This is a genomic window from Dechloromonas sp. H13, assembly GCF_009469615.1.
GTDB lineage: Bacteria > Pseudomonadota > Gammaproteobacteria > Burkholderiales > Rhodocyclaceae > Azonexus.
Window position 1 is genome coordinate 420,736 of sequence record NZ_SSXX01000002.1, and the last position, 21,371, is coordinate 442,106.

Annotated in this window: 25 protein-coding genes; 10 read left to right on the top strand and 15 right to left on the bottom strand. The window is 64.3% G+C overall.

Features of this window, described 5'->3' with window-relative positions:
* Positions 1–120: 120 nt before the first annotated feature.
* Together nifD and nifH are read right to left on the bottom strand one after the other, a co-directional pair.
* Entirely contained in the window at positions 121–1,593 is a 1,473-nt protein-coding gene (nifD, locus tag GH660_RS06575) for a nitrogenase molybdenum-iron protein alpha chain (RefSeq protein ID WP_153145849.1), read from the bottom strand.
* 93 nt (positions 1,594–1,686) lie between these two features.
* Complete coding sequence (gene nifH / locus GH660_RS06580) at positions 1,687–2,568, bottom strand: nitrogenase iron protein (protein WP_153145850.1); 882 nt, start codon at positions 2,566–2,568, stop codon at positions 1,687–1,689.
* 385 nt (positions 2,569–2,953) lie between these two features.
* Here nifH and GH660_RS06585 point away from each other — a divergent pair, with 385 nt between their 5' ends.
* Together GH660_RS06585 and GH660_RS06590 are read left to right on the top strand one after the other, a co-directional pair.
* Complete coding sequence (locus GH660_RS06585; RefSeq protein ID WP_194266242.1) at positions 2,954–3,772, top strand: NAD(+)--dinitrogen-reductase ADP-D-ribosyltransferase; 819 nt, start codon at positions 2,954–2,956, stop codon at positions 3,770–3,772.
* A gap of 35 nt (positions 3,773–3,807) precedes the next feature.
* Positions 3,808–4,188 carry a hypothetical protein gene (locus tag GH660_RS06590; protein ID WP_153145851.1) on the top strand — a complete coding sequence of 127 codons (381 nt, stop codon included), beginning with the start codon at positions 3,808–3,810 and terminating at the stop codon, positions 4,186–4,188.
* Positions 4,189–4,206: 18 nt separating this feature from the next.
* Here the strand turns inward: GH660_RS06590 and GH660_RS06595 are convergent, their stop codons facing one another.
* Entirely contained in the window at positions 4,207–5,361 is a 1,155-nt protein-coding gene (locus tag GH660_RS06595) for a hypothetical protein (protein WP_153145852.1), read from the bottom strand.
* Positions 5,362–5,570: 209 nt separating this feature from the next.
* Here GH660_RS06595 and GH660_RS06600 point away from each other — a divergent pair, with 209 nt between their 5' ends.
* The 5 genes from GH660_RS06600 (at position 5,571) to GH660_RS06620 (ending at position 8,798) form a co-directional block, all read left to right on the top strand.
* Positions 5,571–6,401 carry a DUF3313 domain-containing protein gene (locus GH660_RS06600; RefSeq protein ID WP_153145853.1) on the top strand — a complete coding sequence of 277 codons (831 nt, stop codon included), beginning with the start codon at positions 5,571–5,573 and terminating at the stop codon, positions 6,399–6,401.
* Between the two features lie 222 nt (positions 6,402–6,623).
* Positions 6,624–7,460: an SIR2 family protein gene (locus GH660_RS06605; protein ID WP_153145854.1), complete on the top strand. Its 837-nt coding sequence runs from the start codon at positions 6,624–6,626 to the stop codon at positions 7,458–7,460.
* 28 nt (positions 7,461–7,488) lie between these two features.
* Positions 7,489–8,046 (top strand): hypothetical protein, encoded by a 558-nt coding sequence (locus tag GH660_RS06610; RefSeq protein WP_153145855.1) that lies wholly within the window; start codon positions 7,489–7,491, stop codon positions 8,044–8,046.
* On the top strand, positions 8,046–8,420 hold the full coding sequence (locus GH660_RS06615; RefSeq protein ID WP_153145856.1) for a bacteriohemerythrin: 375 nt from the start codon (positions 8,046–8,048) through the stop codon (positions 8,418–8,420). Before GH660_RS06610 ends, GH660_RS06615 begins: the two co-directional genes overlap by 1 nt.
* Positions 8,421–8,423: 3 nt before the next feature.
* The gene (locus GH660_RS06620) at positions 8,424–8,798 is read left to right on the top strand and encodes a Rieske 2Fe-2S domain-containing protein (protein WP_153145857.1); all 375 of its coding nucleotides are present in this window, start codon (positions 8,424–8,426) and stop codon (positions 8,796–8,798) included.
* Positions 8,799–8,804: 6 nt separating this feature from the next.
* On the opposite strand, the gene draG is transcribed toward GH660_RS06620, so the two are convergent.
* The 8 genes from draG to nifB all read right to left on the bottom strand — a co-directional run bounded on the left by draG (position 8,805) and on the right by nifB (position 14,583).
* Positions 8,805–9,758 (bottom strand): ADP-ribosyl-[dinitrogen reductase] hydrolase, encoded by a 954-nt coding sequence (draG, locus tag GH660_RS06625; RefSeq protein WP_153145858.1) that lies wholly within the window; start codon positions 9,756–9,758, stop codon positions 8,805–8,807.
* Entirely contained in the window at positions 9,737–10,309 is a 573-nt protein-coding gene (locus GH660_RS06630) for a nitrogen fixation protein NifQ (RefSeq protein ID WP_153145859.1), read from the bottom strand. Before GH660_RS06630 ends, draG begins: the two co-directional genes overlap by 22 nt.
* A gap of 7 nt (positions 10,310–10,316) precedes the next feature.
* On the bottom strand, positions 10,317–10,679 hold the full coding sequence (locus tag GH660_RS06635; protein WP_153145860.1) for a 2Fe-2S iron-sulfur cluster-binding protein: 363 nt from the start codon (positions 10,677–10,679) through the stop codon (positions 10,317–10,319).
* 88 nt (positions 10,680–10,767) lie between these two features.
* Complete coding sequence (locus tag GH660_RS06640; protein ID WP_153145861.1) at positions 10,768–11,055, bottom strand: 2Fe-2S iron-sulfur cluster-binding protein; 288 nt, start codon at positions 11,053–11,055, stop codon at positions 10,768–10,770.
* A 16-nt stretch (positions 11,056–11,071) separates the two neighbouring features.
* The gene (locus GH660_RS06645) at positions 11,072–12,343 is read right to left on the bottom strand and encodes an FprA family A-type flavoprotein (protein ID WP_153145862.1); all 1,272 of its coding nucleotides are present in this window, start codon (positions 12,341–12,343) and stop codon (positions 11,072–11,074) included.
* Positions 12,321–12,800 carry an ArsC/Spx/MgsR family protein gene (locus GH660_RS06650; RefSeq protein WP_153145863.1) on the bottom strand — a complete coding sequence of 160 codons (480 nt, stop codon included), beginning with the start codon at positions 12,798–12,800 and terminating at the stop codon, positions 12,321–12,323. Before GH660_RS06650 ends, GH660_RS06645 begins: the two co-directional genes overlap by 23 nt.
* A 1-nt stretch (position 12,801) precedes the next feature.
* Complete coding sequence (locus GH660_RS06655; RefSeq protein WP_153145864.1) at positions 12,802–13,080, bottom strand: 4Fe-4S binding protein; 279 nt, start codon at positions 13,078–13,080, stop codon at positions 12,802–12,804.
* On the bottom strand, positions 13,081–14,583 hold the full coding sequence (gene nifB, locus GH660_RS06660; protein ID WP_153145865.1) for a nitrogenase cofactor biosynthesis protein NifB: 1,503 nt from the start codon (positions 14,581–14,583) through the stop codon (positions 13,081–13,083).
* A 453-nt stretch (positions 14,584–15,036) separates the two neighbouring features.
* Between nifB and sugE the strand changes: the two genes are divergently transcribed.
* Positions 15,037–15,354, top strand: a complete 318-nt coding sequence (gene sugE, locus GH660_RS06665) for a quaternary ammonium compound efflux SMR transporter SugE (RefSeq protein ID WP_153145866.1) — start codon at positions 15,037–15,039, stop codon at positions 15,352–15,354.
* 177 nt (positions 15,355–15,531) lie between these two features.
* On the opposite strand, the gene GH660_RS06670 is transcribed toward sugE, so the two are convergent.
* Both GH660_RS06670 and GH660_RS06675 read right to left on the bottom strand, forming a co-directional pair.
* Positions 15,532–16,182: an FMN-binding negative transcriptional regulator gene (locus GH660_RS06670; protein ID WP_153145867.1), complete on the bottom strand. Its 651-nt coding sequence runs from the start codon at positions 16,180–16,182 to the stop codon at positions 15,532–15,534.
* 10 nt (positions 16,183–16,192) lie between these two features.
* Complete coding sequence (locus GH660_RS06675; RefSeq protein ID WP_153145868.1) at positions 16,193–16,816, bottom strand: LysE/ArgO family amino acid transporter; 624 nt, start codon at positions 16,814–16,816, stop codon at positions 16,193–16,195.
* A 97-nt stretch (positions 16,817–16,913) separates the two neighbouring features.
* Between GH660_RS06675 and GH660_RS06680 the strand changes: the two genes are divergently transcribed.
* A complete protein-coding gene (locus tag GH660_RS06680; protein ID WP_153145869.1) occupies positions 16,914–17,816 on the top strand; it encodes a LysR family transcriptional regulator ArgP in 903 nt (300 codons plus the stop codon).
* 280 nt (positions 17,817–18,096) lie between these two features.
* Here the strand turns inward: GH660_RS06680 and GH660_RS06685 are convergent, their stop codons facing one another.
* Positions 18,097–18,783 (bottom strand): 2-phosphosulfolactate phosphatase, encoded by a 687-nt coding sequence (locus GH660_RS06685; protein WP_153145870.1) that lies wholly within the window; start codon positions 18,781–18,783, stop codon positions 18,097–18,099.
* Positions 18,784–18,981: 198 nt separating this feature from the next.
* Between GH660_RS06685 and GH660_RS06690 the strand changes: the two genes are divergently transcribed.
* On the top strand, positions 18,982–20,322 hold the full coding sequence (locus tag GH660_RS06690) for a (Fe-S)-binding protein (protein ID WP_153145871.1): 1,341 nt from the start codon (positions 18,982–18,984) through the stop codon (positions 20,320–20,322).
* A gap of 3 nt (positions 20,323–20,325) precedes the next feature.
* Here GH660_RS06690 and GH660_RS06695 read toward each other — a convergent pair whose 3' ends face one another.
* On the bottom strand, positions 20,326–21,300 hold the full coding sequence (locus GH660_RS06695) for a hypothetical protein (RefSeq protein WP_153145872.1): 975 nt from the start codon (positions 21,298–21,300) through the stop codon (positions 20,326–20,328).
* Positions 21,301–21,371: the final 71 nt, after the last annotated feature.

Below are 21,371 nucleotides of genomic sequence, written 5' to 3' on the forward strand. Positions count from 1 at the left end.
GTACCGCTCATCTGCAGTGCCGGGCGCAAGGTTGATGATCGGGGCCACCGGGAGCGGGGCGGGTGAAGACCTCAGGGCCGCAATCACCCGCCGCCGCAGCGGCTTTCCAGTTCCTGAAACTCAGGCAGCCTTCTTCACTTCTTCTTCAGCGACCTTCTTCCACGGCGGGGTCAGGTTCTTGAAGGTTGGGTTGGAAAGGGCGATGTCCATGTCACGGGCGAAGATGGCGAAACCGTCGTAACCGTGGTACGGACCGGAGTAGTCCCAGGAGTGCATCTGGCGCAGCGGAATGCCCATCTTCTGGAAGATGTACTTTTCCTTGATGCCGGAACCGACCATGTCGGGCTTGAGGCGCTTGACGAACTCTTCCAGCTCGAAACCGGTGACGTCGTCGTAGAGCAGGGTGGCATCGCCCATTTCCTTGATCGTGCGGTCGTAGTCGTCGTTGTGGGCGAATTCGTAGCCGGTGCCGATGACTTCCATGCCGAGATCTTCGTAGGCACCGATGACGTGGCGCGGACGCAGGCCGCCGACGTAGAGCATGACCTTCTTGCCCTGCAGGCGCGGTTTGTACTTGGCGATGATCTCGTCCATCATCACCTGGTAGCGGGCGATCATGGCCTCGGTCTTCTCCTTGACGGTATCGTCGAAGAAGGCGGCGATCTTGCGGCAGGATTCGATGATCTTGGTCGGACCGAAGAAGTTATATTCCAGGTAGGGAATGCCGTACTTCTCTTCCATGTGGCGCGAGATGTAGTTCATCGAGCGGTAGCAGTGCAGCAGGTTCAGCTTGACCTTCGGCGTGTTCATCATCTCGGCCAGGGTGCCGTCGCCGGACCACTGGGCCACGACGCGCAGACCCATCTCTTCGAGGAGGATACGGGTCGCCCAGGCGTCGCCGCCGATGTTGTAGTCGCCGATGATGGCCACGTCGTAGGGGGTGGATTCGTAGGGCTGGCCGTCGCGCTTGTCGAGCACCCAGTCACGGATCGCGTCGTTGGCGATGTGGTGGCCGAGGGACTGCGAGACGCCGCGGAAGCCTTCGCAGCGAACGGGAACGACCGGCTTGTCGATGGCGGCGGCAGCCTTCTTGGAAACCGACTCGATGTCGTCGCCGATGAGGCCGATCGGGCACTCGGACTGGACGGATATGCCCTTGTGCAGCGGGAACAGTTGTTCGATTTCCTCGATCAGCTTCGCCAGCTTCTTGTCGCCGCCGAAGACGATGTCCTTTTCCTGGAAGTCCGAGGTGAAGTTCATCGTGCCGAAGGTGTCGACGCCGGTGGTGCCGACATAGTAGTTGCGGCGACCGGCGCGGGAATACTGGCCGCAGCCGACGGGGCCGTGCGAGATGTGGATCATGTCCTTGATCGGACCCCAGACCACGCCCTTGGAGCCGGCATAGGCGCAGCCACGGATGGTCATGACGCCGGGCAGGGACTTGCGGTTGGATGTGATGCACTTCTTGGATTGTTCGACGGAAACGTCGTTGGCGGCCAGGTGCTTGGTGCGATCCTTCTTGGCCTTGTCCGGATAAACCTCCAGCACCTCGGCAATGAGGGCTTCGGTTTCTTCGCGAGTCATGGTGCTCATGTTTTCCTCCTGACGCCGCTACCAATCTGTAGCCGGCGTGCTGGTTGAAATTGGCGGGTGCCTGCGCACCCGCCCGGGACGTGCAGGTGTTGCTTAGGCGGCCAGTTCGGCGGCGGTCTTGCCAACGACGGACTCGTCTTCCGCTTCCATGATGCCGAATTCCATCAGCAGCTCTTCCAGCTCTTCCATCTCGATCGGGGTCGGGATGACGAAGTTGGTGTTGTTGACGATCTTGGAGGCCAGCTGACGGTACTCGTCGGCCTGCTTGTGCTTCGGATCGTATTCGATGACGGTCATGCGGCGGATTTCGGCGTGCTGGACGGCGTTGTCACGCGGCACGAAGTGGATCATGGTGGTGCCGAGGCGGGCGGCCAGGGCCATGATCAGTTCGTCTTCGCGGTCGGTGTTACGCGAGTTGCAGATCAGGCCGGCCAGACGGACACCGCCGGAGTTCGCGTACTTCACGATACCCTTGGAGATGTTGTTGGCAGCGTACATGGCCATCATTTCGCCCGAGCAGACGATGTAGATTTCCTGCGCCTTGTTCTCGCGGATCGGCATGGCGAAGCCGCCGCAGACCACGTCGCCGAGCACGTCGTAGAAGACGAAGTCGAGGTCTTCGTCATAGGCGCCTTCTTCTTCCAGGAAGTTGATGGCGGTGATGACGCCGCGGCCGGCACAACCGACGCCGGGTTCCGGGCCACCGGACTCGACGCACTTGACGCCACCGAAACCGACCGAGAGAACGTCCTCGAGTTCGAGATCTTCGACGGAGCCGGCTTCGGCAGCCAGGTGCATCACGGTGGTCTGAGCCTTGCTATGCAGGATCAGGCGGGTCGAGTCGGCTTTCGGGTCGCAGCCGACGATCATCACTTTCTTGCCGGATTCGGCCAGCGCAGCCACCAGGTTCTGGGTGGTGGTGGACTTGCCGATGCCGCCTTTGCCGTAAATGGCGCATTGACGCAGTTTTGCCATGGTGTAATCTCCTTAGTCTGTCAGTCGATTTGCGAGGAATCAGTGAGAGTCGCACCTCACCTTCTGCACGGACCGTGCCAGGTCGACTGGCAGACCTCAAGCGATTGAATTTTCGATGAAAATTGAAAAACAGCCGGCGCTGGTCGGCATGTCGGCATCCGACAATTCCCCTACACCTTGTAGGGGTGACGACAACGCGGCGAGCGCAAGCGAGACAAAGCCGTACTCGGGAGACGACAGTCTCCTCTCTAACTTGTTGCGAGGCGGCCGCGGGCTTGAGACCGTGGCAACTCACAACGCGGCGAGCGCAAGCGAGACAAAACCCTGCTCAGGAGACGACAGTCTCCTCTCTGACTCCTTACGCAGCAGCCACGGGCTTCCGGCCGTGGCAGCGCACAAGGCGTCGCTACCGCGCGAGGCGCGCCTGCCGATCAACCGCTGCAACCTGCCGGCCGTCGTGCTGGGCAGCCTGACCTACCAGCGGCATCCCTCGCCGCTGATGCTCGACGGCGTCGCCGAACTCCACGGCGATCTCTTCCGCCGCCTGCAGGCCGCCGCGCCGGAGGCGCGTGCGGCGGTGTTCCGCGATTACCTGACCGTGCATTTCCGGCTCGAACGGCCGGAGGAGATGGGCTTCACCGGGCAGAAGAAAAGCCGGGCCAAGGCCAATTACGTGCGCATGATCCGCGGCTGGAGCTTCGATTCGGACAGCCGCGAGGGCGCCGTGCTCAAGGGCTGGGTCGAGTCGCGCTTCGGCCTGATGCCCCGGCACCACGGCCAGCCGCTGCGCGATCCGTCGGGCGCGGCCTACCGGCGCTACCTGGAAATGCGTTCGCAGGGCCTCTACGGCACCAACGCGCTGGAGGCCCAGCTCGACCTGGTCTATGCCTTCTGCCAGCAGGAACTGGCGCTGCGCCACCCGGGCGCCCGCCACGTCACCCTCTATCGCGGCGTCAATCGCATGGCCGACCACGAGGTGCTGGCGAAGGGCGACGGCGGACACCACGTCATCCTGCTCAACAACATCAGCTCGTTCACCCACAGCCGCGAGCGTGCCTGCGAATTCGGCGACTACATCCTTGCGGTCGACGTCCCGCTGAGCAAGATTTTCTTCCACTGCGGCCTGCTGCCCGGCGTGCTGCAGGGCGAGGACGAATTCCTCGTCATCGGCGGCGTCGTCGATGTCACCCTGTCTACGCTGTGAGTGTCGCGCCGACCCACATTCTGCTAACGGGAGTCATGCCCATGCGCCATTCCCTGCTTCCGGCGCTCGTTGCGTCGTCCTTTCTCTTTCTGGCGGCCTGTGCGAGCCCGCCCAAAGAGCAGCCGCCGGCGGCCGGCAATCCACAGCTCGAACTGAAGCTGGCGAGCGGCACCTACAACTGCGAACAGCGGGTGCGCATCCAGGTCAGGCGCGAAGTCCGCGACAAGGTGAATTACCGCATCAATCTCGTCTGGAACGGCGACACCTACCGCCTTGAACGCGATCCTTCCCATTCGGGCCTGCCGCGCTTCGAGGACAGCGCCAGCGGCCTGGTGTGGATCGACCTGCCGTGGAAGAGCATGCTGCTCGACGGCAAGACCGGCAAGCCGCTGGTCAACGAGTGCCGCCCGGCCTGAGGGGCGTGAGGCGGGCGCTCAGCGATCGGCGTCCCTGACGTCCGCTGCTGCAGCGCCGGTTTCGTCGTCCGGCACGGGCGGCAGGTCGGGTAGCGGGGATTCCTGTGGTGCCGCCGGCAGTTCGAGCGGCAGGGTTTCGGGCCGGGCCAGGCCTCCCTCGATCTGTCCGGCGATGTGATCGACCGCTGCCATGACGCTGCTGGCGGGGTCTTCCGTCAGCGTGCGCCACTGCTCGTCGAGCGCCGCCGCCAGGTTCTCGCGGAGCTGCGCTTCCAGCGCCGGCCGCTCGCTTTCGTGCGCCAGCGCGCCGAAGCCGGCGGCACCCAGTGAAATCACCATGCCGGCAACGCCGCCGACCGCTGCCGCGGCAGCGCTGGCGCCGCCGCTGACGGCGAGCCTGGACATCATTTTTTCGCTGGCCTGTTCGGCCGCCGGCGAGATGCGGGCGCCCGACGGACCGGTGCCGGCCTCGCCGGCCGCCTTGCGGATCCGGGCGTTCAGTGCCGCGTAGGCCGGCAGCCGGGCGAGCGGATCGGCATCGACGAGTTCACGCAGCGAAGCGCCCGGCGCGCCCGGCGATGGCGGCGCGATTGCCGGAATGTCGGCGAGCCGGCGGTCGAACTGGTCGCGCGGCACACCGTGGCGGCGCGGGATGGCCTGCAACTGCTCGCCGAGCAGGCGCACGTAGAGGGTCGTCGTCCGGTCCCTGACCGCCGCAGGATCTATCTCCCGGGCGACCGGCGCCAAGACGCGCCCGTCGTATTGTTCCTGCAGGTAGGCGGCCAGTCGTCGCACGGCGGGGTCGTTGCCCTCGCCGTCGTTGAGCTTGTACCAGGCGACCCGGATCGCCAGCCATTGCCGGGTCCAGTAGCCGGTGAGCCAGGGAATGAAGTCCGACTCGGTGCGCTGGTGAACGAGTTCCCGCCAGCGCGCCATGAAGCCGTGCGCGTAATTGCGTGCCGGTTCACGCGCCGCCTGCGACGCGGCGACGATGTCGCCGTCGACCTGCAGCCAGGTATCGTCGGCGACCTGCACCGGCGGCGGTCCGGGCGCCCGCTCCGGCGTGGCGCAGCCGGCCGTCGCCAGCAACAGGGCGATGCCGAGGGCGCGCAGGATCGAGGCCGTGCGCCCGCCAGCCGGGTTCGCCGGCACCCGCTTGCCAGCCATGTTCATTCTTCCATCCTGGTCATCATCTGACCGCCATCGTCGAATGCGGGCGGGGATGCCCGATGCGTCATTATTCATCTTTGCCGGTCGCGGCGACAGCACTGCCGGCGGGCGATGCGATAAACTGCATCCCGGCCGTGCCGATGACAACCGGCTAGCGTGGCGGGGCGGCGATAGCGGATGACCAACAGACGAAACAAGGAAACGTGATGATCATGACCATCAGGAAAAATACGGGGGCGGCTGCCGTGCGCGGTTTGGGTGTTTGTCTCGTGGCCGGCGCGGCGACGCTGTTCGCCGGCTGCCAGGCCTACGACGCCGCGCTGGGCAGCGGCACCAGCGTGACGGCGACCGACAGCGCGCGCCTGACGAAAAGCGGGTTTCTGAGCGACTACGCGCGGCTCAAGGCCAATCCGGCAGCGGGCGGCATCGAGTGCTGGCGCGACGCGCGCCTCGACGCCAAAAAATTCGACAAGGCGATGATCTCGCGCATCGTCGTCTCGCTCGTGCCGCCGAAGAGCGGCGAAGCCGGCGAGCAGCCGATGATCGATCCGAACGATCTCAAGACGCTGACCGACTACTTCCACGATTCGCTGACCAAAGCCCTCAAGCCGCAGATGCCGGTCGTCGACAAGGCGGGGCCAGGGGTCGTCGTGATCCGCATCGCGCTGACCAATCTGGTGCCGACCAAGGTGGCCGACAGCCTGACCGGGACCCTCGTTCCGTACGCCTTCATCGCCGAAGCGGGGTCCGGCGTGGCCACCGGCCGTCCGGCGGGGTCGACCCCTTACCTGGGCGAAACCGCGATGGAGATGCAATTCCGCGACGGTGCGAACGGCGCGATTCTCGCCGAATGTCGCGATACCCAGATCGGCCGCAAGTACGCCGCCGATGTCGATGCCGGCGCGGTCGGCACGGCGCAGACCTGGGCCAGCGGCTACATGAACTCGTTCCAGGCGTGGTCGTATGCCAAGAACGCCTTCGACAAGTGGTCGATGCTGGTCGCCAAACGCTTCGCCGAACTGCGCGGGGTCGCGGTCAACTAGGGCTGTTCGCCGACCATTCCCCGGCCGGGTGCGGCCGGGGGCGTTCCGGGGGTGAGCGCGCCTGAGCGGGCGGCGGGGCCGTTGTCGGGCCAGCCGCGAAACGCCCTGTCGTAAACACGACAATCGCGCGGCGCTGCGTCCGGAAAGGCGCGCCGCTGCGTCCTTCGGCGCCGGGCGTGGAATTTGCTGTGGAGGGGGGAGACCCACTTCAGAGCAAAAGACATGACCCCAGAACTTCGCGCAAAACTGCTGGCCGGCCTCAAGGACGGCAGCATCGTTCCCTATCTCGGCCCGGGCGTGCTGGCCGACGTCAAGAATGTCGCGACCGGCGCGCCGATTCCCGCCGACAGCGATTCGCTGATCTACGCGATGAACGACGGCAAGCCGATGGCGCCCAAGCTGATGTACGAATTTCCGCGCGCGGCGATGAACGTCGAATTGAAGCGCGGGCGGACGACGGTGACCAAGTTCCTGACCCGCGTCTACGGCGAGACGCAATGGACGCGTGCTGCGGTCCACGACTGGCTGAAGGCGATTTCGCCGCATTACGTCATCGACATCAACCGCGACACGCAGCTGCAGGATTCCTACGCCGACCTGCCGCACAACCTGATCGTCGGCATCGCCCGCATCGGCGGCACCGATTTCCGCTACAAGCTGTATTTCTGGGACGGCGCCGCCTACCGGAAGACCGAGGTGATCAACCCGGCGCTGCCTATCCTGTTCAAGCCGATGGGCACGCCGAAGCCGGAGGCCGTCTATATCGCCTCCGATGCCGACTACGTCGATTTCATCACCGAGCTGATGGGCGGCTTCTCGATCCCGCCGGAAATCAAGGAATTGCGCAAGGGCAAGCAGTACCTGCTGCTGGGCATGCGCCTGAACCGCGACACCGAGCGCATGGTCATGGCCGACATGATCTACAGCGCCGCCGAGCCGGCCGGCTGGGTGTTCATCAGCGAGCCGACGGAAAAGGAAAGGCGCTACTGCAGGAAGATCGGCCTCGAGATCATCGACGCCGACATTTTCGAATTCATCGGTGCCGCGCAGCCGGCCTGAACCAGTTCATAAAACGGGAGGAAAAACCATGTTGTTGAATCGCTACGAACCCTATTTCTTTAACTCGAATTTCCGCGAAGCGGCCAGCGAGGCCGGCTGGGAAGGCTATCGCGGCGAACTGGTGGTCATTGAGGGGGAAGTCGCCGATGACCAGGGCCGCCGCAAGCCGCCCCATGCGCTGTTCAAGCAGGCCACCGTGCTCGCCCAGGGCGACGAGCTCAAGCTCATCTCCGGTTCGCTGGAGGAGTTGCAGCACTGGCCGCACTTCATGGAAAAGTTCGGGGCCGACTTCACGCCGGCCACCATCGCCGTCATGTTCACGGTCAACATTCCCAAGCCCTTCGTGTCGACCATCAACGGCGCCACCGTCGTCTTCATCCCGCTGACCGAAGGCCTGTGCTGGAATGAGCTGATCGACCTGGCGGCGCTGGAAAAGGGCGATTTCAAGGGGCAGGGGGCCGCCGACAAGATCGTCACCGTCTTCAACGCCTTGAAGGGCAACAAGTACAAATATCCGGAAGTGTCGGTCGAGGAAGCGCTGAAGACCACCAACAACGCCAAGCGCGAAGTGCACGGCGCGGTCTGATGCCCTGGGGCGAACGTTATGCGCTCGGAGTGGCCGAGATGGACGCCACCCACCGGGAATTCGTCGAACTGGCCGATGCCCTGCTGCTGGCCGGCGACGACGAGTTCCCGGCCCTCTTCGCGCAGCTGGCCGAGCATACCCGCCGGCATTTCGAGGACGAGGGCAGGCTGATGAAAAGCTGCCGCTTTCCGGCGATCGGCGAACACCACAGCGAGCACCTGCGGGTGCTCGGCGAGCTGGCCCATTTCGGGCGCGGCGTCGCCGCCGGCCGCCTAGGCCTGGCGCGCAAGTACGTCATGGGCCTGCCAGACTGGTTCGCGACCCATCTCGCGACCATGGATGCGGCGCTCGCCGGCTGCCTGAAGCGCGGCTGAACGATGCAGCAGCCGCAGCCGCCGAAGTTTCCCGTCTGTCCCAGCGCCGCCCTGGCCGACGGTCAGCATCGCAAGCTGACGATGGTTTTCGAGGGGCGCAAGGAGGAATGCCTGCTCCTGCGCTTCGACGGCCGGGTCTATGCCTACCTCAACCGCTGCGTCCATATGCCGCCCCGGCTCGACTGCGAGGAGGCACGGATTTTCGACGCGACGGGGCGCCATTTGCGCTGCTCGATGCACGGCATCGTCTACCAGCCGCAGACTGGCGCCTCGCTCAGCGCCATGTGCGAGGGCGAGCGCCTGCGCAGCGTCGGTGCCTATGAGGAGGAAGGGGAGGTCGGCATCGCCGACTTCCGGGTTGCCGCTGCCGGCAATTAGATCGGCTCAGCCCCCGGCCAGTTGCAGCAGGGCGGCGGCCTGCCGTTCGCAGGCCTGGTGCGTTGCCGGGTCGAGGGCGCGCAGCCAGCGCCGCGGGATGGCGTCGAGGCCGTAGCGGGCGCCGGCCAGCATGCCGGCGATGGCGCCGGTGGTGTCGGCGTCGCCGCCGCGGTTGACGACGTCGACCAGGCAGTCCTCGAACGAGGCGTTGGCGAAGAAGGCCTGGAACACCGCCTGGATGGTTTCGACGACATAGCCGCTCGGGTTGTCGCGACGCTTCCGGTCGTAGGCGAAAACCGGGTGACGGCGGACCAGTTCGGCGGCCCGCTCGCGCTGCACGGCGTCGGCGTCGCGGCCGGCGAGGAAGTCGGTCACCATGAAGACCAGCGTCTCGCAGGCGGCGTCCGAGAGCGCGTTGTGGTGGGTGACGTGGGCCTGGGCGCGGCTGGCAAAAACGGCCGTTTCAGGCGGTCGACCGTAGCAGGCGAGCGCCACGGGCAGGACGCGCATCGCCGCGCCGTTGCCGGCATCGTGCTCGGAAGCGGGTGCTTCCGGGTTGCCGGTCTTGCGGAACTGGATCAGGTTGCGGCGCACGGTGTTGCCGATGTCGACCGGCTTGCCGCGCATCCAGGCATCGAAGGCCTCGGCGGCAGCCGTCGCGTCAACGCAACCTTTGGCGAGGATGGATTCACCGAGCGCCAGCGACATCGTCGTGTCGTCGGTGACCTGGCCGGCCTTCAGGCGGAGCCAGCCACCACCGCTGATCTCGCGGTGCGAGCCGTGCTGGTGGCGGATCTCGCCGGGGGTCAGGAATTCGACGGTGGCGCCGAGGGCGTCGCCGATGGCGAGGCCGAGGTAGGCGGCGGTACCTTTGGCCAAGTGTGGCAACTCCCACGGCGGCGGGCTGGCCCGGCGGCGGATCGGGGCATTGCGGGCGATCAGTTCTCCGGTCCAAAACATTTCGCGTAATCCTTGCATTCGCCGCAGGAGGGGGCCGGGCAGACGTAGATGCCCTCGCGCGAGCAGAACTGGCGATAGAGGAATTTCTTCCACTTCATGTCGCCGGTGTTGGCACGGGCGAGTTCGGGAAAATTCAGCAGCATCAGCCGGCTCAGTTCGTCGCGGCAGCTCAGGCCGAGATCCTGCCACAGATGGTCGCGGCCGGCGCAGGCGGTGGCGACGATGTCGGCGATCCACAGTTCGGAGTGGCGCGCGCCGGCGCGGTGGTCGAGCAGCAGTTTCTGCAGGTCGCTCCATTCCGGGATCGCTTCGGGCTGGTGGAATGTTGCGGGTGCTTCGAAACCGGGGAAGTAGTCGGCGACGAGCTGCCGGTAGCAGTCCTCGGCGAGGCCGAGGCGGGCCGGCAGGCAGCCGCTGTCGGCAGCCTGGCCGGCCAGCATGCTGGCCAGCAGGGAACGGTTCGGATCGCCGGCGGCCGCCGCCGCGGCCGGCGTCGCCAGCAACTCGGCGAGCACCAGCGCGCGGTAGGGCAGGCGATCCGGACCGTTCATGGCGTCGTCACTTGCTGGGGTACTCGACCAGGATGTCCTCGTCGCGGATGATCATCTGGCAGGCGAGGCGCCACTGGGTCGGCGGGATGTCGTCGACGTACATCTGCTCGATCTGCGCCTTGGTGATGTGGCCGAGTTCGGTCAGCGCGGCGACTTCACGGACATTGAGCGGGCCACCCATCGGGGCGCGCTTGCCGTCGACCGACGAGACCTTGACCAGACAGGTGCCGCAGTTGCCTTCCTGGCAGCCGAAGTCGATCGGGATGTGGTGTTCCTTGGCCAGCGCGAGGATGGTCTGGGTGTGGCTGCCGGCGACGGCGTAGACCGTCTTGTCCTTGTGCATGGGACTGCTGAAGGTGATGAGGGCCATTGTTTGGTTCTCCTGGTAAGCGGGTTGATTTGGATTTCTCTGTTTTTCGGGTTGGGCGATTGCTTTTAATCTTGTTCGGTAGCGGCGCTCAGGCCGGCTTGACGACGATGTCGCCGGAAAGGATCTGCGCCTGGCAGGCCAGGCGGTGGCCGCGCGGCGCCATGTTGTCCTTGAGCACCTGGTCTTCGAGAATGCTCGGCGGGGCGAGGTTTTCGCCGCCCGAGACGATCTTGGTCAGGCAGGTGCAGCACTCGCCTTCGCGGCAGCCGTAGGTGATGCCGGCGCCGACTTTCTCGGAGACTTCGATGAGGCGGGTGCCGGCCGGCACGGTGACCGAGACGCCGATATCCTGAAAGGTGACTTTGGCTTTTGGCATTGTTTTCTCCCTGTAATCAGGCCAGTGCGGCCATGTCTATTTCGCGGTGCTCGACCTTGCCGGTCAGGTGGCGGGCCAGGCTTTCACCGAGGTCGCGGCATTGTTCGAGTTCGCCGGCGTCGGGCACTAGCTTGATGCGCAGCCCCTCGACCGGGACGCGCATCTTGAGGCCGCGCAGGCGGTCCTCGATCAGGCGCACCGCCTCGCCGCTCCAGCCGTAGGAGCCGAAGGCGGCGCCCAGCTTGCCCTTGACGTTGACCGTGGTCAGCGACGAGAGCACGTCCCAGATCGGCTTGACCGCATCGGCGTTGATCGTCGGGCTGCCGAAGGCGAGGCCGTCGGCTTCCTCGATCAGGTCAGTGAAGATGCCCGACTCGCCGCCTTCGAGGTCGTACAGCGAGACGCGCACGCCGCCGATCGATTCGGCGCCGGCGGCAAGCGCCTCGGCCATGCGCCTGGTGTTGCCGTAGGCCGAGATGTAGAAGACGACCAGCGTCTTCTCGCTGCGCGCCTCGTTGAACAGGCGCGGTGTCGCCAGCTCGCGGTAGCGGTGCACGTAGTCGCGCGGCTGGTGGCGCAGGATCGGGCCATGCGCCGGGGCGATCAGGTCGAGGTCGAGCGGTTCGATCAGCGCCACCGCGTCGAGCACGTACTCGCGGAACGGCCGCATGATGTGCGCGTAGTAGTACTCGAACGAAAAGCGGAAGTCGCCGACCGAATCGTTGAACAGGCGGGCGTCGCAGAAATGGCAGCCGAAGATGTCGCCGGTGAACAGCACGCCGTCCTCGACGAGATAGGTGCACTGCGTATCCGGCCAGTGCAGGTAGGGCGTGTGCAGGAAGCGCAGGGTGCGGCCGCCGAGGTCGACCTCGTCGTCGGTGGTGACCGGGATGTACTCGGGTGCCTTCTCGCCGGTCGGCTTGAGCAGCGCCTTGAGCATCATCTGGGCGCGGCTCGACAGATAGACCTTGGCCTGCGGCGCGCGCTTGAGCAGTTCGGGCAGGGCGCCGCTGTGATCGGGCTCGAGGTGGTTGAGGACGATGGTGGTGATTTCCTCGTACCTGGCCACCGTTTCGAGGCGGCGGAAGAAATCGTCGGCGAAGTTTTCCTTCACCGTATCGACGATCGCCACGCCGTTCTCGCCGCGCACGACGTAGGCGTTGTAACTGGTGCCGTTGGCGGTTTTGAGGATGATGTCGAAATTCCGCAGATGCGGGTCGAGGGCGCCCACCCAGTGGACGCCCGGTGCGATTTCTACGGCGCCGTCAGTGAGTGCCGCAGCAACCATGGCTGCTTTCCTCTGCCTCATCATCGTGAGCATGGCTGCCGCAGCTGCCGTGCCCGGCCGGGCCATGCACGCAGGCTTCGATGTCGCCTTCCGGCAGCTCGACGTTTTTCAGCCCGATCCAGGCGTCGACCGCAGCGATGTCGAAACCGACCCGCCGCTCGTCGCCGACCTCCATCAGCGGCCGGCGAATCAGCAGCGGATTGGCGAGCAGCAGTTGCAGGGCATGCTCGAACCCGATGTTCTCCGGCACGATCTCGCCCGACTTGACGGCCGGCGCGCTCGGGTTGAACCACTGGCCGATCGGCAGCCGGCCGAGAAAGGCGAGCAGCCGGTCGGCCGTCCACGCCTCGGTCTTGAGACTTTTGGCCTGGACGGTGTGGCCGGCGGCGGCGAGCAGGGTCTTCTGGCGCAGATTGCCCTTGCAGCCCGGCTTCTCGTAGAAGGTGACGACCGCCACGCTAGGCCGCCTCGCGCCAGAGGCCGAATTCCTTCAGCTTCTCGATGGGGATGCCGGTCAGCGAGCCGGGCGGGTTCAGGAACTCGCCCAGTTCGTTGACGATGGCCATCTCGATCGGGCAGATCGCGGCGCACTGCGGATCGGCGTGGTCGCCCAGGCACTCGGTGCACTTGCCGTCGTCGATCAGGAAGTGCGGGGTGTCCTGGTAGATCGCGTCGTTCGGGCAGACATCGACGCAGGCCCAGCAATTGACGCAGGATTGGGTGATTTGCAGGGCCATTTACGCCACCTTCAGGCTTTCTGCGGCGGGAAGCAGTTTCCCGGTCGCCGCGATTTCCTTGTACACCGCCATCACGGCGTCCTCGATCGGCTCCATCGCATGTTCGCCGTTCGGCGCGATGCCGGCAGCTTCCAGCTTGGCCCAGGGCTCGTAGCCGACCTTGGAACAGAGGACGACCTCGCAGCCGGCGAGCACGCGGATGTTGCGGTCGAGCAGCGATTCTGTCGCCCCGGCTTCGACCACGTCACCATCGCCGCAGGAGTCCATGCCGCCGCAGTAAAGCTCGGTCTTGCGGTGGCTGATGAAGCGGACGCCTTCCGGCGAGGCTTCGTAGATCAGGAATTCCTTGGCGTGGCCGAAGTGCTCGGCGACGACGCCGTTCTTGCCGGCCACCGCCATCAGCACCGGGCGCGAACCTTCGGGAATGCCCTCGGCTTTCGGCTTGACGATGCCGCGCTTGGCGTCCAGCTTCTCGATGATCTCGTCGTGGACAACCTTGCGGCGGACCATGGCGGCTTCGTAATCGACATCCATGACGTCGATCTTGTCGAGCGTGAACTCGTCGCCGCGGTCTTCGCCCAACAGGCCGACCGCATCGGCGCGGCACTGGCGGCAGTGGCGCATCATCGCCATGTCGCCGGCACAGGCGTCCTGCAACTCCTGGAGCTGTTCCGGCGTCGGTTCCGGCTGTTCCATGATGCCGTAGTAGGTGCCGTGCTCGGGTTCGGCGATCAGCGGCATGACGTTGTGCAGGAAGGCGCCCTTGGCCTTGACGATCTTCGAGACTTCCTTGAGATGCTCGTCATTGACGCCGGGGATCAGCACGGAATTGACCTTCACCAGGATGCCGCGGTCGGTCAGCATCTGCAGACCCTTTTGCTGCTGCTCGATCAGGATGCGCGCGCCTTCGACGCCGGTGATGCGCTTGTTTTCCCAATAAATCCACGGGTAGATCTTGGCGCCGACTTCCGGATCGACGCAGTTGATGGTGATCGTCACATGGTCGATGTTGTGTTTGGCGATTTCGTCGACGTATTGCGGCAGGCTGAGGCCGTTGGTCGACACGCACAGCTTGATGTCCGGGGCGCGCGCGGACAGCTGTTCGAAGGTTTCAAAGGTGCGGCCCGGGTTGGCGAGGGGGTCTCCCGGTCCGGCGATGCCGAGCACCGTCATCTGCGGGATCTCGGCGGCAACGGCGAGTACCTTCTTGATCGCCTGGTCGGGCGTCAGCAGCTCGGAAACGACACCCGGACGCGACTCGTTCGAGCAGTCGTACTTGCGGTTGCAGTAGTTGCACTGGATGTTGCAGGCCGGGGCGACGGCGACGTGCATGCGGGCGAAGTAGTGATGCGCTTCTTCCGAATAACAGGGGTGGTCCTGCACCTTGGCGCGGATGTGGTCGGGCAGGTGGCCCAGGGCGTCGGGCGCGGTGCCGCAGCCGCTGGAAGAACAGCCGCCGCCTTCCGCTGCCGGCGCGTTGTTGCTGATGACTGGAAGTTCCACGATGAAAGCTCCTCGAATGCTGTGCGGAGCCTTTTCAGCAATCGCTGTGCCAGTTGATTTAGTTATTCAAAATCAGTTGGTTGCCGGATTTTCGGCAAGGCCGTGTCGGCCGTCTTGTCGGGAATGCGACAGAGGGCGGGCGATGGCTGCCGGGATGGCTGGAGACGCAGTGTGGCGGAGTTTTCAGGGAAGGCGGTCGAGGTCAGCTAATTGAACCTAGTGCTCAATTATCACAATCGGCCATCACCTGCCGTTGGCTGTTACGTTTGAATTCGTCACGTTGAGTGGAAGCAAACAGCTGCTTTACGGCGCCGAAATTGGAACCCGAACTGGCTCAACCTGGCCAAAAGCGGACAAGGACCGTGTTATTATCATCACCGCTAGTAGGAAGTGAGGACGACCTCACCTCTCCAGTTCATCCGGGGACGGCCCCTCTTTTTTGAGGAGCCGTTTATGAACTGGATAATTCTTTTTGCAGCCGGACTGCTGGAAGTCGGCTGGGCAATTGGTCTCAAATACACCGAAGGTTTCACCCGGCTCTGGCCAACCGTGTGGACAGTTCTGTCCATGCTTTTAAGCGTTGGCTTGCTCGGTGTCGCGATGAAGTCGCTGCCAGTCGGTACCGCCTATGCGGTTTGGGTTGGGATTGGCGCTATCGGAACCGTAGTAATGGGAATGCTCTTGTTTGGAGAGTCGGCGACCACAATGAGATTACTCAGCCTTCTTCTCATTTTTATCGGCATCGTTGGCCTAAAGCTCTCAGCATCCTGACAGTCCGCTTTGGGTCGGGTGTACCCCGTGGCGACTGGCCGTTTCCGGGAAGCGGAGTTCCAGTGACCGCTTTCCGGCAATGAATTCGAAGAACTGACTGACGCAAGCCGACCCGAAGGAGGCGGTCACATCGTCTGAAACCTAACGGCGGAAAAGGATAGTTAGCAGTCGGACGAATCAGACCTTAGTACCCTCATCAATTGCATTTGATACAAGCGTTGCCATGGCCCCCGCCATATCGCCAGAGACTTTCCGCAAGCCCGCGACCGTTCCCAGTCGATCCTGCATATGCTCATCGCGACTGACCTTGAGCTTGCCCTCCAAGCGATCGATAGGAATTTCGATACCCACGATGGCGCGTAGCAGCTTGTCAATGTACTCGGGTGGCGCATCATTCACCCGCCACGGAGTAGGCTGATTCGCTTCGCTCGCCCCGGTGAGTTGATTCAGCATCGCTAGCAGCCATTCGCGGTCTTCTATCGCACGAGCGATGCCATGCACATGCGTGACAGCATAGTTCCATGTCGGTACCACCTTCCCATGCTCGGCTTTGCTTGGATACCAGTTCGGCGTAATGTAGGTCTGCGGCCCCTGAAACATCACCACCGAAGCGATTCCGGCTTCCAACTCACGCCACACCGGGTTAGCCCGCGACACATGCCCAATGAGTGTGCCTAACTCTCCCTTACTCCGTTCAAGATAAAACGGCACGTGATTGGCGATCAGTCCATTCGGACCAGCAACTACCCATGCCCCAAGGGGGTACTCTTCGATGAGTCCCGCAATGGCTTCTTGGTCGTTCTGTTGGTGATACCTCGGTATGTACATGGTTACTCTCTCAAAAGCCATTCAGAACGTGGCGTACCAGCATCGCAGCCATCACCCACATGGTCAATCCGATCAGTCCGTCCATGACCTGCCATGCCCGTGGTCGTACAAAAACCGGCGCTAACCAACGTGCGCCGAACCCCAGCAGGCCAAACCAGACCATGCTGGCCGTACTGGCACCCATGACAAACCACCCGCGCAAGGCCGCCTCGTGCTGTGCGCCAATGCTGCCAACCAGCAATACGGTATCCAGATAAACGTGTGGATTAAGCAACGTGAAGGCGGCCGCCTGGGCGATCGCTGCTCGCTGGCTCAGCCCTTCACCACCCGTCGTTGCATTGAGTTGGTGTGAATTTCCCGCTCGGCGCAACGCCTGAACACCGTAATACGCCAGAAAGACAGCACCACCGAGCGATAGTGCGCGAGCGAGATTTGGGCTTTCCCCCAATGCCTGCGCCATGCCCATAACGCCCGCAGTAATCAATATGGCATCGGCCAGCGCACAAAACGCCACCACACTACCCACATGCTCGCGGCGCAAGCCTTGGCGCAAGACGAAGGCGTTCTGTGCGCCGATGGCGACGATCAGCCCGAAGCTCAATGCCAGACCTTGAATGAAGACCGATAAAAACATCCGTGCCGTTCCTGCAGCTGTGATGGCGTACAGATTGCCTAACGCATCAAATGAAGGCAAACTATCTTTAATGCAGTCACATTAACAAATCTAACGAGTGCTCGATTACGATTCCTTGTTTGCTCTGGCCGCCGTGATCCGGGAGGGTAGCTTTGATCGTGCTGCACGCTCGCTCAATGTCACCCCGTCGGCGGTGTCACAGCGGATTCGGTTGCTGGAGGAACGCATCGGTTCCGCCTTGGTGATACGGGGCCAGCCTTGCCAGGCTACGGAAATGGGGCGGCGACTGTGCCAGCACATTGACCGTGTGCGCCTGTTGGAACAGGAACTGCACGACGCTTTGCCGACACTGGCGACAGAGGGGACCGTCCGCGTCCGATTGCCAATTGCCGTCAATGCCGACAGCCTCGCCACATGGTTTGCACCCTCGGCGGCCGCCTTTGCTGCAGAAAGCCCTGTACTGATCGACGTTGCTGTCGATGATCAAGATCACACGGCAGAATGGCTGCGCAGCGGTGTTGTCCTGGCAGCTGTCACCGGTTCATCCCGGCCGACAGTGGGCTGTAACAGCCAAGTCTTGGGTGCGATGCGCTATTTGGCAGCAGCAAGCCCGTCCTTTATGGAACGGTATTTCAGTGACGGGGTGGGTGCTGGGACATTGGTCCGTGCGCCGAGTCTAGTCTTTAACAGTAAAGATGAACTGCAGACACGCTGGGCGCATCGCTTGTGTCATCGGCACGTGGAGTTGCCACGCCATACCTTGCCCTCTCCCCAGGCGTTTGTCACCGCTTCGCTGGCAGGCATGGGTTGGGGGATGCATCCAATGTCGCTTATTGAACCTTACTTGAAGACGGGTGCGTTGGTAGAACTGCTGCCTGATAAACCGTTGGATGTACCGTTGTACTGGCAGCAGGCGCGTGCATCATCCACGCTGTTGGATGGATTGAGCAAGGTAATTCTGGCTGCCGGGCGTGCTGCGTTGATACAGCCGAATTCCTGAAGAGCCGCCTATTTACCGAAGGGCCAGATTCGATAGATAGCGGACTTCTAAAGGGCCGCTTTCTGGAATTGGCGACCGACTGCAGTTGGCCGATAGCGAGAGGCCACCAGCGGCCACTTTGTAGCACTCCAGTTCGCAGAAACTGCTTTTGGCTGAATGGCCGCTCAGGAGAAGGCCGACTGGCCGGATTGGGTCGATAAGGTGAGTCCAAGTTTTTCGGAAGCGGCCATTCATTGCCAAGAATGGCGGGTTCCCACACCCGCTTGCGCGGTACGGCGTTTCAGCTAATGACCAGATGCGCCCCGGCGCGCCGCACCGGCATGGCGAACGCGAACAGGTCAGCGCTCGCAGCCAGTTCCAGGTCGTCGTGCGGCAGGTTGGGCCAGGTGCCGGCGGCAAAGCGCCGGCCGAAATCGGAGTCGCGTACCCGGCGGACGAAGGGGGCGGGGGCGGCCGGTTCGCCGCGCAACAGGGACTCGATGTAGTCGGCGCAGGCGATGTCCTCGTCGCCGTCGCGGTCGATCCATTCGCCGGTGATGACGAAGCAGATTTCCTGGGCGCCAGAGGCGCGGATCGCCGTCGCCGTCGCCTGCGCGCAGACGAGGCTGGCGGCATAGAGATGGCGCGCCTGGCGGAAGCGCTGCAGGCCCTGGACGCCGGCCGCCGTGCTGAGCACGATGTGTTTCCCTGCCAGGTCGGCCTGCATCAGCCGGGCGGGTGAGTTGCCGAAGTCGAATCCGGGCACCGGGTCGCCGCCGCGCACCGCGCCGACCGACACGGAATTCGCGATCCGGTCGCGCAGCGCGCTGGCTGCGGCGATCCCGTCGACCGGATAGACCGCCGCCGCGCCTCTGGCCAGCGCCACCGCCGCGGTCGTGAACGAGCGCAGCACGTCGATCACGACGACCGTGTCTTCCGAGTGCTGCAGGTTCTGCAGGCGGTTGAGGAAGAGGCGGGAGAATTTCATGGCCGATGAGTAACGCGGGATTCGCTGCTTTCAGCATAGCTGCCGTTATGCGGAGTGCGCAAAAATCTCCCGCCCCGGCAGCCGGGGCATGCCTGGCAAAAAGTGCCGCGGCGCTTGTCGCGTTGACCACAAGCCGATTTTTCCTGCCTTTGAATTCAATGGCTTGGCCGATGGCGTCGCTCTTGCTTGGTCTCCGGCATGAAGACCCATCTCGACTGGTCGGCCTACGACACCTACGGCGTCGGCGACGCCTACGCCGGCATTCCGGCCACCGGCGGCGACTACGCCAAGGCGGTGGCCGTCTGCATGAACAATCACCAGTGCCAACGCGACGGCAAGGGCGTCATGTGCCCGAGCTACCGCATCACGCACGATCCGGCGCACTCGACCGGCGCCCGGGTCAAGGCTTTCAAGGCGGCGCTCAATGGCGAGCTGGGCGAGCGGCCGTTCACGCATCCCGGCCTCGCGGCGGCGATGGATCTCTGCGTCTCGTGCAAGGGGTGCAAGAAGGAGTGCCCGAGTGCCGTCGACATGACGCTGATCAAGACCGAGTACCTCGCCCAGCGCAACGAGCAGTCCGGCCTGCCGCGCCGCGCCCGGCTCTTCGGCGGCCTGCCGGCCTGGCTGCACGGCCGGCGGCGGACGTTGGCGCTGCTGGTCGGCTGGCGCAACGCCTCGCCGCTGCTGGCGCGGCTCGCCGGACGCTGGCTGGGCATCGCACCGGCGCGGCCGATCCCGGCGCCGGCCGCTTGGCCTTTCAGGCCGGAAAAAACCGACAGCTGCGGTCGACGCGGAAAAGTGGTGCTTTTTGTCGATACCTTCACCCACTACTACACGCCGGAAGTGGCGGCGGCAGCCAGCGCCGTGCTGCGCGCCGCCGGTTATGCGGTCGAGGTGCTGCAGCCGGCGGCCGACGACGCCGAACCCGGGCGCCCGCTGTGCTGCGGCCGGACTTACCTGTCGCAGGGCATGGTCGACGCGGCGAAGCTGGAGGGCCGGCGCATGATGGCAGCGCTCGCCCCGGCCCTGGCGGCGGGAACGCCGATCGTCGGCCTCGAACCTTCGTGCCTGCTGGCGCTGCGCGACGAGTTCTACAGCCTGTCACTCGGCCCCGGCGTGGCGCAGCTCGGCAAGCAGGCCTTCCTGTTCGAGGAATTCCTGATGCGCGAGGGCAACAAGGGCCTGAAGCTGGATCTCAGGCCGCTGCCCGGCGGCCGCGCGGTGGTGCATGGCCATTGTCACCAGAAGGCCTTCGGCGCCATGAAGGCGGTGAAGAAGGTGCTCGGCTGGATTCCGGAATTCGAGTTCGACATCGTCGATGCCAGCTGCTGCGGCATGTCGGGCAGCTTCGGGCTGGAGGTAGAGCATTACGAGGCGTCGGTGAAGATGGGCGAACTGGCCCTGTTGCCGGCGGTACGGGCGGCGCCTGCTGATGCGGCGATCGTCGCCGACGGCTTTTCCTGCCGGCACCAGATCCGGGACGGCACGGGGCGCGACGCCGTGCACGTCGCCGTGCTGCTCGCCCGCGCGCTGGCCTGAGGTTCAGGCCGGCAGCGGGGCCGGGGCCAGCGGGAGGCGCCCGGTGGCGAGGTAGACGGCGCAGCGCTCGATGTATTCGCGGGTGCTCTTGGGCATCGGCGTGCGCGCACGGGCGATGTAGAAGATCAGGTCGCGGCCCTGGCGCAGCAGCAGCAGGCCGTCGGAAACGCGGTGGCCGTGCGGGTCGGCCCTGTCGTTGTCGATCGTCTGCGGCAGCGGGGTGAAGTTGGCCAGGCGCTCGGCGGCGGTGACCAGCTGCGCCCAGACCTCGAAGATGTCGTGGTCGGTGCGCAGGTTCTCGGCCTTGACCTTGGCGGTCTCGGCGAAGTCGCGGATCAGGCCGGCGACCGAGGCGAAGGCGGGAACCTGCGTGAAGTTTTCGACCATGGCGTCGGCGATGCGATCGATGTCGCGCATCGTCTGGCCGATCTTGATGTAGCGGCTTTCGTAGAAGTCCTCGAGCGGGATCGAGAAGGCGCGGAAGGGTTCTCCCCACAGTTCGTCGATGCCTTCCTCGCCGCTGCGGTGGAGCACGAAGCGGCCGAGTTCCATGGCGTCGAGCAGGCATTGGCCGCATTCGCGCATCAGCGCGTCGTCGCTGCGGATCTCGATGCCGTCGGCCTGCAGTTCGACGAGCTTGCGAAAGATGTCGGTTGCGCGGTTGAAATAGGCGCCGGCCAGCATGGCCGCCTTGACGCGCTTGCGCGCCGGGTCGGTTTCCGCGGCGTGGGCGGCCTTGGCCTCGTTGAGGCGGGTGCCGGGAATGTTGAGACCGTGCTCGGTATGGTTGAACAGCCGCCGCGTCAGCCCCTCGATCAGGCGCTTCTTGGCTTCCAGGGTGTCGGCCGGCACCGGGTAGGTCTTGATCCAGTAGCCGTCGTAGAACACGCGCTCGGCGCCGTCGATCATGCGGCGGGTGCCCTCCGGCGGACGGCTGTCGGTCTCGGAGGGAAGTTCCAGTTGGTGCACGTTGAACATGGTGAACTGCTGCCGGTGAGCGGGAATGAACATCAAGCAAAAAACATGCGGAAAACTTCGGCTTCCGTAAT